We start from the raw sequence: 11,384 nt of genomic DNA, 5'->3' as shown, positions 1-11,384 counted from the left end.
TGTCCGGAGCACCATCAGCTTTCAGCAGTGAGGATTTCCCATGACTACCAACGAGTACCCCGTCGTCCTGAACAAGACCAGCTTCCAAGCCGGCAGCGCGGATGTAGTGGATTCCAACGTCAACGTCGTGAACCATATGTACCAGGAGCTCCTCAACAGCGACGAAATCGCCACCCCCGCACTCAACAGCTACTTTGTGGATTTCTATCTGACCCAGGCGTTGGCCGGCGGCTTTGCCCAGTACGTCTTCACCGCACCGGAGCGCGAAGAAGTGGATGCCTACATCCGCGCAGGCCTTGAGGGCCTGGGAGCCACCCGGCACCTGGACCTCTTCAACCGCACCGCCGCCGCGTTTGACGCACTGAGCGAAGACGAAGCAGAGGCCTACCTCGACGGCGACCTGGACGAGTCCGAAACTCCGCCTGCGGCTGTTGTTACCTTGGACGAGCTCGACGGCGAGTTCGAGGCTTTGCTGGAAGAAGAGGACATCGTCGAACTCAACGCTGCGTACCTCCGGGGCCAGTCCGAACTGCTGGTACTTTCAGATGAAGAAATCGAAGCGCACATCGCCGAGCGCGTCGCGCTGATCCCTGACCTGGCCGAGCGTCAGGCCGAAGCCGACGAAGAGGCCCTGGCCAACGCTCCCGAGTTCGAGGTCATCATCCGCGAACTGTGCGATGTAGCCGGCTATGCCCTGGAAAAGATCACCATGGGCGATCCCAACTATGAGCACGACGGCGTGAAGACCCTCGCCTGGCACTTCTCCACTGACCACGGCGACTACATCATGGTTGAAGACGACGACGAGGCCTTCATGATCCACCCGGAGACCAAGGAAATCATCGCGGCTGTGGAGTTCGAAGAGTCTGAGGAATTCGCGGACGCGTAAGTCTTCTCTGCCGAGATCGCCGGAACGCTGCGGAATCCCCGTAGCGTTCGGGCGATCTCGACGCGTTTCCGGCGATTTGGGTGGCACGCGTGAGTAGACTCGACCGGTGCGTGCGTATTGGGAACTGGCCAAGTCATCATTCCGCCGCCATTCCACCTACCGTACGGCCGCCGTCGCCGGCGCTTTTACCAACTCGGTTTTCGGGCTCATCCGGGCATCGCTTCTGCTGAGCGCCATCACGACGGCGGGCGGCGCCATCGGGGGATACTCGGCAATGGAGGCCGCCACTTATGTGTGGTTGGGCCAGGCTCTCCTGGCGCCTTTGGGGCTCTTCGGCAACGCTGAGTTGGCTGGCCGCGTGAAGTCGGGGGACATCGCCGTCGATCTTTCCCGGTCCGTCAACCTGACCGCTTCCTATTGGGCGCAAGACCTGGGCCGTGCCGCCTTCGACGTGCTGCCGCGCGGGTTGCCGCCACTCATGGTCGGAGCCCTGGTAACCGGCCTGGCGATGCCGGGAACTCCCGAACCTTACCTGCTCGGATTCGTGTCGGTCCTCGCTGCCGTTTCCCTGAACTTTCTGGGCTTCTTCGCCATCAACCTGCTGTCCTTCTGGGTGCTCGAAATCCGGGGGTTCTGGATGCTGTACATGGTGGTGATGAACCTGTTGTCCGGGTTCCTGGTCCCGGTGACGTGGTTCCCTGGATGGCTGCTCGATTTTGCCCGGGCCACGCCGTTCCCGTCGATGCTCCAAACCCCGGTGGACATTCTCGCGGGAAGGACCGACGGGGCCGAGAGCCTTGCGTTGGTTGGCGTGCAACTCGCGTGGCTGGCTGTGCTGGTGGTCATCGTGCAGGTGATGCTCCGCTTCGGTTCGCGGAGGCTGGTGGTGCAGGGTGGCTAGTCCCCGCGTTACCCGTGACCCGCACGCCCGGGTCACCAACCTGGTCCTCCTCAAACTCCTGGTCTCTGCCCGGCTGCGCTCACAACTCGCATACCGCGGCAGCTTCCTCTCCGACGTCGCCGGCCAGGTCCTCTTGGGGGTGACCGAGTTCGTGGAGCTTTACGCGATCGTCCACAACGTCTCCACGTTTGGGGGTATGACCCTGGCCCAGACACTGGTGGTGTTCGGGCTCGCGTCCGTTGCTTTCGCCCTCGGTGACCTGCTGATGGGGGAGACCGACTCCATGTCCGAGACCATCCGGTCAGGGAAACTGGAGGTGCTGCTGGTGAGGCCCCTCCCTGTATTGCTTCAGCTCGCAACGTCCGACTTCCAGTTGCGGCGGGTGGGCCGATTGCTGTTCGGAGCGGCAGCCCTGGTGGTGGCGCTGCTTCTCGCCGACATCCAATGGGACCCCGCGAAAATCCTGCTGGCCACCATCACGCCGCTCGCGGGAGCTGCCATCTTCTGTGCCCTGTTCCTCGGTGCTGGAGCAATGCAGTTCTGGATTCTGGACGGCAGGCAATTTGCCAACGCCTTTACCTACGGCGGCCGCTACGTTGCCTCGATGCCCGGAGCGGCGCTGTTCTTCCCGATCCAGATTTTCTTCACGTTCGTCATACCCGCAACGTTGGTGGCCTATGCCCCCAGCCTGGTCATCCTCGACCTCGATGGCCCCGCTGGGATCCCGGCCTGGACGGGCTGGCTCGGGCTGCCGGCCGCCGTCGTCCTCAGCGGACTCATGCTGCTCCTCTGGCGGGCGGCCATCAAAAAGTACACCGGCGCAGGAGGCTGACATGCCCATCATCGAAGTGGAAAATCTAAGCCGGGAATTCCAGGTCATGGAATCTGCCGGTCGCTTCCGGCGGCGCAGGAAGGCCGTACACGCGGTCCGTGGCATCGACTTTACGGTGGAGCCGGGGGAAGCGGTCGGGTACATAGGAGCCAACGGCGCGGGCAAGTCCACCACCATCAAGATGCTGACAGGCGTCCTGGTGCCAAGTTCGGGGCGCGTGACCGTCTGCGGGTTCAACCCGGTGCCGCAGCGCAAAGCGCTGGCCCGGAAGATCGGCGTCGTGTTCGGGCAGCGCTCGCAGCTGTGGTGGGATCTGCCCCTGCAGGACTCGTACCCGATCCTCGGTGCCATGCATCGCATGTCAGCGGCGGACTGGAGGCCCAGGTTCCGTGAACTTGCCGATCAGATGGATTTGGGAGAGTTCCTTTCCACGCCGGTCAGGCAGCTTTCGCTGGGCCAGCGTATGCGGGGCGAAGTTGCGGCTGCCCTGCTGCATCGCCCGGAGCTGGTGATCCTGGACGAGCCGACCATTGGCTTGGACATGATCAGTAAGGAGAAACTTCGCCAGTTCCTTGACGCCGAGCGCCGCGAGAACGGCACCACGCTGCTGCTGACCACCCACGACATGAGCGACATCCAACGTTTGTGCCAACGCGTCTTGGTGGTCGACGACGGCGTCATCGCCTACGACGGTCCGCTCACGGGTTTGGCTGAGGTGGCCGGAGCCGTGCGCACCATGGTGGTGGACCTCGCCACCCCCGTGCACTCGGCTGCGCTCTTCTCACTACCCGACGGCGCGGTACACCAGAGCATTGAAGCCGACGGAATCAGGCACAGCGTTTCTTTCGATCCACGCATGCTCTCAGCGGCAACAGTTCTGGCAGCCATCTCAAGCGCAGCCGAGGTAGCAGATCTATCCCTTCACGAGCCGGATATCGAGCACCTGGTGCGGCAGCTCTACGGGAGCGCACGGCGGTAAGTTGTTGGGCGGGAGCGGGTGCTGCACCGGACCCGGTGAGTTCGCTGGAAACCTGCGTGCTCGCCCGGAACCTTTCGGCGATGCGGCAGGGTTCCCACGATCTCGGCGCGTTAGGTGGTCTTCGAGCGTCGGAGCTTAACCCAGCCCCAGATGATGCTTGCTTGCCAGCAGACAAGCAGACCGATCCAGATCCAGTCCAGACCGCGGCTTGTCGCATGGAGGACCATTGCGATGAGACCCAAGGTCCACGCCACCTCTTGTATGGCGAGGAATCCTATGTTCGGCGGATTCTTCGTGCTTGCCCGTTCTGTCATGTTTCTCTCCCCAATGAGTGGCTTGCAGGCTAGCTGTTCTGATCCAGCGCCTTGGCGAGGTACCCGAGCACCTCGTCGTCGACGTCGTCGATTTTCTTCAGCCGCACGCGGCGGTCGAAGAAGTCTCCCTCACGTACCTTCACCGCTTCGAGCCTGCCTTCGGCTGGTGCATCCAAGCGCAGGGCGATATCAACGGTGGTGTTGTTGGTCCGGGTAACTTGGGCGAACTTCCGCCGGGGGCTGTGAAGCGACACGTAGCCCTTGCGCATCTGGATCTCGACACCCTCGGTCTCGGCGGACCAGGCCAGCAAGGCATCCGCTATTGGGCGCAGCCGGGGATGGTTGACATATTGGCCGTCGATGAGTTCGTCGGCGTCCCGGAGCATGAAGTCGGGGTAGCCGAACAGCTCCCACGAGACCGCGTACTGCGCGTAGCCTGTGATGCCGTGCTCGTCGCGCATCCAGTCGCGGAGCTCGCCGTCGTTCTTCACTCCTTGGCTGCGGCCCTGTTCAGCCCACCAAAGGACGCCGTGGCCGGACTTGCGGAGAAGCAACGCCTGGTTGCTGTCCACCATGGTCTGCCACGTCTTCGCTGCGGCCTTGAAATCAGAAGTCTCGCCCATGCCTCGATCGTAGCCGGGCCGTTTCCATTGCCGCCCCCCATGTCGCGGGAACCCTGCGAACGCGTGCGCAAACTTCCGGTGCATTCGCACCGTTTCCGCAGCCTCGGCATCCTGATTTCCACATAGCGGGGTAGCCCCCTTCAGCGACTCGAGGTGTTATCGCCATGCTGAACCGATGGATCCCATATCAACTGAAAACACGGTCAGGTCGGTCCGATCACTACCTCTGCACGGGTACATGTGGAGAACAGACGAGTTACTCCGATTCGGTCTCAACAGTCGAAATATCAAGGCACTGGTGGACTCCGGCGAACTGCTTCGCTTGAGATATGGCTGCTACATCCGGGCCAATAAGTGGAATGCCCTGGGTCCACGGAGGAAGGCCAAAGAGCGGATTGTGGCACACGCCCATGGGACGCTGACAACGTCCACAGGTGGTTTCGTCTATAGCCATTTGTCGGCGGCACGACTCCACGGCCTATTCGTGTGGGGTGTTGATGACAAGGTTCATGTCCTGCATGCTGCCCGGCCTTCCTCCGACCGGTGGGGCAAGGATGTTCGGGGACACACAGAAAGCTTCACTGAGGACGACGTGCTGGTGGTTCAGGGTCTGCGGGCGACCACCCTTGAGCGCACGATGTTTGACTGTGCCAGGATGCTTAGCTACCCGAAAGCGCTGGTGGTCATGGACCATGGTTTACGCCTCGGCGCCGACATCCGTGCACTTGCCGACCGGGCAGCAGTCTCCGCCGGAAAACGCGGTGTCCGCACGCTGCGCAAGGCCTTGGACAACGCGGATCCACGCTCTGAATCTGCGGGCGAAACGCTAACCCGGGAGTTGATTAAGAGGCTGCGTATCAAGCCCCCACAGCCACAATTCGAGGTACAGTCCCGCCTGGGTCGTCATCGCATGGATTTCGCTTGGGAAGAGGAAAAACTAGCTCTGGAGTTCGACGGAAGAACAAAATACTTCGACTTCAACCCAACAGATGAGGTCATTTACCAAGAGCGGCGACGAGAAAAGGCTCTCATCGAGGAGGGCTGGCGATTCATCAGAATCGAGTGGAAGGACCTTTTTCAAGAACGCCTCTTCAAGGAGCGCATCCTTCGGGCGTTCAGGTGATGTCTCCTGAGCGCGAGTTCGCGGGAACCCTGCGCGCTCGCACGGAACCTTCCGGCGACGTGGCAGGCTTCCCGCGATCTCGCGTCCCGTCAGTAGCCCGAACCCGCAGCGCCTTTGATCATCTCCCCGGTAGGGCTCACCAAGTACCAGACGCCGCCCACGCCCTGGCCGGTGACGTCGCCGGGAGCTTTGTCCTTGGCGTAGTAGTACAGGGGCATGCCATTGAGCGTCACGTGCTTCTTGCCGTCCGGTGAAGCAATGGTTCCCACAGTTCCGGTGACTCCTTCAACAGCGGGGGTGTCCGACGTCGTGGTGAAAATAGGCCACGCGTCCAGGCAGGCCGCTGTGCAGGCGCTGGTTCCCGAGTCCTTGACGTCCTTTGTGAAGAAATAGAGGCTCATGCCTTTGCGGTCCACCACGATCTGCCCGGCGCTTGAGGCCGAAACCTTCATCTCAGCACCAGCTGCAGTGCTGGCTGCCGGAGCGCTGGAAGTCGCTGCTGCTGAGGAAGGTGCAGCGGGGGAGGTAGTGGCGGGTGGCGGTGCGGAGGTGGTGGTGGTTCCAGGACTTCCGCCACACCCGGCCAAGGCAGCGGCCAAAACCAACACACCGAATCCAAAAGTGAGTCGCTTCTTCATGTCTAGCTCCTTTGACGAGCCGGCCGGAAAGGACCGGCGCTAACCCCTACGACGCCAGTGGGGGAAGAATGGTTCAAGGGTCTGAACCTTTTCCATTCGCGCGTCGTCGTATAGGCGAAGGGGCAGCGGAATGAGGGAGGTGGCTATGCCGTTGGACGAAGACGTGGTGGCAGCGATCTACCGTGACCATGGCACGGCTCTGAAACGCTTCGTTCTCAGCTGCATGTCGGACACCCACCAAGCCGACGACGTCGTTCAGGAAACCATCCTCAAGGTATGGCAGCACGCCCCTCAGATCACGGGAAGCCTGCGCAGCTACCTCTTCCGGACGGCCCGCAACGTGATCATCGACAACTACAGGAAGGCGCAACGCCGCCCAGCCGAAGCCGGCGAGCAAGACCTCCCGGACCATCCTGCGACGGAGCGTGTTGATGAACTTCTGAACCGGGTCCTCATGGAGGAGGCGCTGCTCCGGCTCAGTCACGAACACCGCCAGGTTTTGGTGGCCCTCCACTACCAAAGGTTCACCGTCAACGAGGCCGCACTGCAGCTGAACATCCCGACGGGAACCGTGAAATCCCGGGCTTTCTACGCTGTGAAAGCCCTCCGAACGATCCTTGATGAAATGGGGGTGGAACGATGAATGGCAACTCCGTCCACCAGTTGCTGGGCGCCTACCTGCTGGGTGGGCTTGAGCCCGGGGAGGCGCGAACGTTCGAAGACCACCTCGCCCAGTGCGCTGAATGCCGCAACCAGTTGGAGGAACTGGCAAGCCTGCCTGCTTTGCTCGACGCCGTTCCGGCCGCCGACGCTGTGGCCCTCACTGTCGCCGGAAGCACCAACGCGCTCTCACCCTTGGAACCGATTCCTGCAACGCTTCCCGAGAAGGTTCTTGTGGACTTGTCGGCTCGAAGGCGGAAATCACGACGGCGGTGGGCGGCTTTGGTAGGCGCAGTTGCCGCTGCTTGCCTTGCCATTGGCGTCCTCGCCGGGCCGTTACTGAATCAGCCGCCGAAACCGGACGCCAGCTATTCGGTTCAGTCAGGGGACGGGCTGCAGCTGACCGTGGGCATGGTGAAAAAGAACTGGGGCACTGAGCTCGAGGTGGAGGGCCGGTCCATGCCGCTTGAAGGGACCCTGTACCTGTGGGTGAAGGGCCGGGACGGCGCCGAAGAACGAACCTGCGGTTGGACAGCCACGCCAAGCGGACGGATCAAGATCACGGGTGCCACGCCTGTGCAGTTGGCTGGCATCGCTGGTGTTGAGCTTCGTGATGAGGGGCAGAAGACGGTGGCCTCGATTTCGGTGCCGTAAACCTTAGTGGTCCGTGACCTCGGTGCTGTGGGCGCGAAGTTCCGCCACTAGGGCCTGGTCTTCGCAGGCCCGGGCGAACGCCTCAATGCGGCGTTCAATCTCCCGGCCCAGGAGCCAGCTTCCGATCCTCTCGGCCAACGGCTTCACCAGGGCCGGGCGACACGAAAAGGTGTACTTCCAGACTGCCCGGGTGCCGCCGTCGTCCGGTGTGAACCGCCAGCCGCCGCCGAAGTTCTCAAAGAACCAAGGACCGGACACCATGGTCATACCCACATTCCGTGGAGGTGTGTAAGAGACGTACTCACTGACCATCTTCAAGCCCATCCGGGAGACGGTTCGGGTCCTGACGCCCTTGCCGGCCGATTTGGCCCCGTCCAGAAAGGCTTGGGCCGAGATGAACGGATCCCATTTGAGCCTGAACTCACCGGTGGTCTGGGAAAGGGCGAACGCGGTCTCGGGATCCAGCCGGATCAGCCGCTCGGCGCGTACCTGCGGCATCAGGACCCCTGCCCGGAACCCAGCACCAGGAACACCATGAAGGCAACTCCAAAGACGTTGACTGCCATGATCGCCAGTCCGATGATTCCTGTGATGCGGCCCGCGTTCATCCGGCCGGCGCGGAACACGGCGATCAACCCACTCACCACGGCAACCAGAGCCAGAAGGACCGCCACGCCCGCCAGGATCAGTGCGCCGAACCACCAAGCGTCGTTGCCTTGGTTGTAGCGGCTTATTGATGAAGCAATGGCTGCAATGCCCAACGGAATGCTCACAATGGCCGCGACCGGGGAGAGGACAGCGGCGACAATGCTCGTGATTCCGGCACCCAGGCCCCGTGTGCCGGAACGTCGTGGTTGCTGGTAGTAGTCGAGCGGTGGCTGATAGCTCATGGTTCCCCCAAAGTCCGTTGGCTAACGCTTGCGGTACGTGAGGTCAAAGATCATGCGCCCGGCCTCGTGGGCTTTGTTCTCAAAGCTTGTCCGGATCCGGCCATCGAACCGGGGAGCCCAGCCGCCTTCTTCATCAACGCCCTCGTTCGGGCCTGTGTGCTCGGTGCTTACTGGCGCGCGGCCTTCCCTGACTGGCGCTCCGCCAACAACAGACTCGACGCCGGACTGCCACACTTGCGTCAGCGGGCTCTCCTCGCCGCTGCGCTCGCCTTCGTGCATGTTCTCGAACTCTGTGGACCCTGTCAGCACTTCGCGGACGTGGACCGCGTAGTTGGACCAGTCAGTGGCGATGCGCCAGTAGCCACCCTTGACGAGTGCCTTGGCAGCCACCGAAGCGAAGGCAGGCTGGATGAGCCGGCGCTTGTGGTGCCGTGCTTTGTGCCACGGATCCGGGAAGAACACCCAAAGCTCGCTGACGGACCCCTCCGGGAGCATCGACTCAAGGACCTCAGGGGCGTTGGCTTCCACCACGCGCACGTTGGTCAGCCCGCGGCTGTTGATCTTGATGATGGTGTTGGCCAATCCCGGGGTGTAGACCTCCACCGCGAGGAAGTCCTTGTCCGGGTTCTGTTCGGCCGCATGAACCACGGCGTCACCCAAACCCGAACCGATCTCTACGATCAGGGGTGCCTTGCGTCCGAACACTGCCTCGGCGTCGAAGGTGTAGTCCGGGTGGACGGAGGTGTTGGCCACGTGGCGTGGCACCTGAATGGCCCAGCGCTCGGCATGCTCTTCCCAGGCGGCCTGCCGGCGCCCCTGCAGGCGGGTGCCGCGGCGCACGAAACTGACCGGTCGGCCACCATACGTGCCGAAGGAGGCCTGGCTGCCGGGCGTGACTGGGCGCGGGGAATCTGGGGTTTCACTCATCCTTTCCAGAATACTTGGGTTCGGCGGAGTCGTTCGGCTGTGCCTTGCCAAGAGTGCACCAGGCGTGCCCATAGGTCTTAAGTAATGAAGAACTCCCGGGCGAAAAGGGCGGCCATACCCAGTACTTCGATTCCTGCAATGCAAAGCCCGAAGGCGCCAAACATCCAAGCGATGGTGCGCTGGCCATCCGCGTCGCGGTGTTTGGCCAGCTTGAGACACCTCAGACCACTAATCACTGCCACGGTCCAGCAGGTGGCTGTGGGGACCGTGAGAATGGTCTGCGACGCGGCTGCGTAAGACGGGGACTCAGCGCCAAACGCGAAAAGCATTCCCACAGGGAAGACGATCATAAAGACAATCGGCGCCCCTATGGCGAGTGCCAAGCTCCAGAGGCCTGCTCGCAGGCCAGGAGGCTGCGCAGGCTGAGGTCTGGACGATGCCACTGTGCTGGGCGTTGACGAGTCAGGGGATGGTTCGGAGGTTTGGTTCATGCCCTCAACGTTATGGATCGCGATTCGGCGTCGGCAGGGGAAACCTCGCGTATGTGGATAACTGCACGGGAGGTCGTTGAAGGGTCACATCCTGCCCAACAAACCCGGATCAGGAGCGACTGACAGAATAGGACGGGTGACCTCCTCCAAGATGCCCGGCTACCCAGAGAAATCCGTCCTGCCCGAGATTGCGGCCGATGCCGAGATCGATGACGAACCAGCAGCTGACCCTACGCAGCTCCGCGGCAAGCGGGGCCTCGTCTTCTTGGGCATCTGCCTGGTCCTGATTGGACTGAATCTCCGGACGGTCTTTTCAAGCTTCTCCGCGGTCCTGCCGGAAATAACGTCCGACGCCGGCCTCCCGGGCTGGTCGTTGGTGGTCCTCACCACCGTGCCGGTCACCTTGCTTGGCCTCTTCGCCCCGCTTGCGCCCATCCTCGCCCGCAGGTTCGGTGCCGAACGGGTGCTCCTCGGAGCCATGGCGGTCCTCACAGCGGGTTTGCTGCTCAGGCCGGTGGAGATCCCGGGAGCCGGGCACTTGCCCGCGCTCCTCGCCGGAACCGCCGCTTGCGGTGCTGCAATCGCCTTATGCAATGTCCTTCTTCCCGGCGTGGTCAAAAGGGACTTCCCGCACCGCCTGGGCCTGATGGGCGGCCTCTACACCACTGCAATCTGCGCGTCGGCGGCACTCGGAGCGGGCTTCACCTATCCGGTTTTTGCGGCAACCGGCCACTGGACTTCGGCGCTGTGGTTCTGGGCGGTGCCTGCCGCCGTCGTACTTTTGCTCTTCCTGCCGCTGGCAATCCGGCAACCCTCCGTGAAGCACCAGGCAGTCCACGGCGGCGTGAACGTGTGGCGGTCCGCCGTGGCGTGGCAGGTGACGATGTTCATGGTGCTGCAGGCCATGATGTCGTTCAGCGTGTTCGCCTGGATGGCGCCAATCCTGCGCGACCGGGGGATCGACGGCGGAACGGCCGGGCTGATCGTGTCGGTGTCGATCGTGCTGCAGATGCTCGGATCCCTGTTTGCTCCTGCGCTGGCCACACGGTTCAAGGATCAGCGGATCATCAATATGGTGGTGGCGCTGATGACCGGCGGCGGTTTCGCGCTCACCATCTTTGGGCCCACCGAACTCATCTGGGTATGGACCGGGCTAAACGGGCTGGGCCAGGGATCGTTGACCGCCGTGGCCCTCACTATGATCATGGTCCGCACGCGCGACGCCCGCACGGCCGCGCACCTGTCCGGAATGATGCAGGGCGTCGGCTACGGAGTGGGTTCGCTGGGCACGTTGATGGTCGGCCAACTGCATCAGGCAACGGGCGGATTCGCAGCGGCCGGAATCCTTTTCCTGGTGGTCGGTTCCCTGGCGGCGTTCTTTGGATACCGGGCCGGCCGCGACCGCTTCGTTTAACGTTGCGAGGCCCACTCTGCATCCCAAAAACCCAGGGAAGAGCGCAGAG

14 protein-coding genes are annotated in these 11,384 nt (G+C 62.6%); 8 read left to right on the top strand and 6 right to left on the bottom strand.

Annotated features, from left to right (window positions below; genetic code table 11):
- Positions 1-40: 40 nt before the first annotated feature.
- The 4 genes from AC1RJY_RS08195 to AC1RJY_RS08180 all read left to right on the top strand — a co-directional run bounded on the left by AC1RJY_RS08195 (position 41) and on the right by AC1RJY_RS08180 (position 3,601).
- On the top strand, positions 41-889 hold the full coding sequence (locus AC1RJY_RS08195; protein WP_498602087.1) for a DMP19 family protein: 849 nt from the start codon (positions 41-43) through the stop codon (positions 887-889).
- 106 nt (positions 890-995) lie between these two features.
- Positions 996-1,790, top strand: a complete 795-nt coding sequence (locus AC1RJY_RS08190) for an ABC transporter permease (protein WP_498602086.1) — start codon at positions 996-998, stop codon at positions 1,788-1,790.
- Positions 1,783-2,622 (top strand): ABC transporter permease, encoded by an 840-nt coding sequence (locus AC1RJY_RS08185; protein ID WP_011776185.1) that lies wholly within the window; start codon positions 1,783-1,785, stop codon positions 2,620-2,622. Before AC1RJY_RS08190 ends, AC1RJY_RS08185 begins: the two co-directional genes overlap by 8 nt.
- A gap of 1 nt (position 2,623) precedes the next feature.
- On the top strand, positions 2,624-3,601 hold the full coding sequence (locus AC1RJY_RS08180) for an ABC transporter ATP-binding protein (RefSeq protein WP_498602085.1): 978 nt from the start codon (positions 2,624-2,626) through the stop codon (positions 3,599-3,601).
- Positions 3,602-3,944: 343 nt separating this feature from the next.
- Here the strand turns inward: AC1RJY_RS08180 and AC1RJY_RS08175 are convergent, their stop codons facing one another.
- The gene (locus tag AC1RJY_RS08175) at positions 3,945-4,538 is read right to left on the bottom strand and encodes a DUF5655 domain-containing protein (protein WP_498602084.1); all 594 of its coding nucleotides are present in this window, start codon (positions 4,536-4,538) and stop codon (positions 3,945-3,947) included.
- Positions 4,539-4,713: 175 nt separating this feature from the next.
- Between AC1RJY_RS08175 and AC1RJY_RS08170 the strand changes: the two genes are divergently transcribed.
- Entirely contained in the window at positions 4,714-5,661 is a 948-nt protein-coding gene (locus tag AC1RJY_RS08170; protein WP_498602083.1) for a type IV toxin-antitoxin system AbiEi family antitoxin domain-containing protein, read from the top strand.
- Positions 5,662-5,750: 89 nt separating this feature from the next.
- Here AC1RJY_RS08170 and AC1RJY_RS08165 read toward each other — a convergent pair whose 3' ends face one another.
- On the bottom strand, positions 5,751-6,299 hold the full coding sequence (locus AC1RJY_RS08165; protein ID WP_014922839.1) for a COG4315 family predicted lipoprotein: 549 nt from the start codon (positions 6,297-6,299) through the stop codon (positions 5,751-5,753).
- 145 nt (positions 6,300-6,444) lie between these two features.
- Here AC1RJY_RS08165 and AC1RJY_RS08160 point away from each other — a divergent pair, with 145 nt between their 5' ends.
- Both AC1RJY_RS08160 and AC1RJY_RS08155 read left to right on the top strand, forming a co-directional pair.
- Positions 6,445-6,942: a sigma-70 family RNA polymerase sigma factor gene (locus AC1RJY_RS08160; RefSeq protein WP_014922838.1), complete on the top strand. Its 498-nt coding sequence runs from the start codon at positions 6,445-6,447 to the stop codon at positions 6,940-6,942.
- A complete protein-coding gene (locus tag AC1RJY_RS08155) occupies positions 6,939-7,613 on the top strand; it encodes an anti-sigma factor family protein (RefSeq protein ID WP_498602082.1) in 675 nt (224 codons plus the stop codon). The genes AC1RJY_RS08160 and AC1RJY_RS08155 overlap by 4 nt, the downstream gene beginning before the upstream one ends.
- 3 nt (positions 7,614-7,616) lie before the next feature.
- On the opposite strand, the gene AC1RJY_RS08150 is transcribed toward AC1RJY_RS08155, so the two are convergent.
- The 4 genes from AC1RJY_RS08150 to AC1RJY_RS08135 form a co-directional block, all read right to left on the bottom strand.
- Positions 7,617-8,111 (bottom strand): type II toxin-antitoxin system RatA family toxin, encoded by a 495-nt coding sequence (locus AC1RJY_RS08150; RefSeq protein ID WP_498602081.1) that lies wholly within the window; start codon positions 8,109-8,111, stop codon positions 7,617-7,619.
- Positions 8,111-8,503 carry a hypothetical protein gene (locus AC1RJY_RS08145; RefSeq protein WP_011776177.1) on the bottom strand — a complete coding sequence of 131 codons (393 nt, stop codon included), beginning with the start codon at positions 8,501-8,503 and terminating at the stop codon, positions 8,111-8,113. The genes AC1RJY_RS08150 and AC1RJY_RS08145 overlap by 1 nt, the downstream gene beginning before the upstream one ends.
- 21 nt (positions 8,504-8,524) lie before the next feature.
- Entirely contained in the window at positions 8,525-9,430 is a 906-nt protein-coding gene (gene trmB / locus AC1RJY_RS08140) for a tRNA (guanosine(46)-N7)-methyltransferase TrmB (protein ID WP_011776176.1), read from the bottom strand.
- Positions 9,431-9,507: 77 nt separating this feature from the next.
- Positions 9,508-9,921, bottom strand: a complete 414-nt coding sequence (locus AC1RJY_RS08135) for a hypothetical protein (protein ID WP_498602080.1) — start codon at positions 9,919-9,921, stop codon at positions 9,508-9,510.
- Positions 9,922-10,072: 151 nt separating this feature from the next.
- Here AC1RJY_RS08135 and AC1RJY_RS08130 point away from each other — a divergent pair, with 151 nt between their 5' ends.
- The gene (locus AC1RJY_RS08130) at positions 10,073-11,335 is read left to right on the top strand and encodes a CynX/NimT family MFS transporter (protein WP_498602178.1); all 1,263 of its coding nucleotides are present in this window, start codon (positions 10,073-10,075) and stop codon (positions 11,333-11,335) included.
- The last annotated feature ends 49 nt before the right edge of the window (positions 11,336-11,384 follow it).

It is taken from the genome of Arthrobacter sp. GW822-FHT05G07, from assembly GCF_058799755.1.
Note: the sequence above shows the minus strand (reverse complement) of the source record. Positions and strands in the feature narration are given on the sequence as shown.

Coding starts and splice junctions, on each gene's coding strand:
- AC1RJY_RS08195 (WP_498602087.1), top strand. CDS start 41: ATGACTACCAACGAGTACCCCGTCGTCCTGAACAAGACCAGCTTCCAA.
- AC1RJY_RS08180 (WP_498602085.1), top strand. CDS start 2,624: ATGCCCATCATCGAAGTGGAAAATCTAAGCCGGGAATTCCAGGTCATG.
- AC1RJY_RS08175 (WP_498602084.1), bottom strand. CDS start 4,538: ATGGGCGAGACTTCTGATTTCAAGGCCGCAGCGAAGACGTGGCAGACC.
- AC1RJY_RS08170 (WP_498602083.1), top strand. CDS start 4,714: ATGGATCCCATATCAACTGAAAACACGGTCAGGTCGGTCCGATCACTA.
- AC1RJY_RS08165 (WP_014922839.1), bottom strand. CDS start 6,299: ATGAAGAAGCGACTCACTTTTGGATTCGGTGTGTTGGTTTTGGCCGCT.
- AC1RJY_RS08160 (WP_014922838.1), top strand. CDS start 6,445: ATGCCGTTGGACGAAGACGTGGTGGCAGCGATCTACCGTGACCATGGC.
- AC1RJY_RS08155 (WP_498602082.1), top strand. CDS start 6,939: ATGAATGGCAACTCCGTCCACCAGTTGCTGGGCGCCTACCTGCTGGGT.
- AC1RJY_RS08150 (WP_498602081.1), bottom strand. CDS start 8,111: ATGCCGCAGGTACGCGCCGAGCGGCTGATCCGGCTGGATCCCGAGACC.
- AC1RJY_RS08145 (WP_011776177.1), bottom strand. CDS start 8,503: ATGAGCTATCAGCCACCGCTCGACTACTACCAGCAACCACGACGTTCC.
- trmB (WP_011776176.1), bottom strand. CDS start 9,430: ATGAGTGAAACCCCAGATTCCCCGCGCCCAGTCACGCCCGGCAGCCAG.
- AC1RJY_RS08135 (WP_498602080.1), bottom strand. CDS start 9,921: ATGAACCAAACCTCCGAACCATCCCCTGACTCGTCAACGCCCAGCACA.
- AC1RJY_RS08130 (WP_498602178.1), top strand. CDS start 10,073: ATGCCCGGCTACCCAGAGAAATCCGTCCTGCCCGAGATTGCGGCCGAT.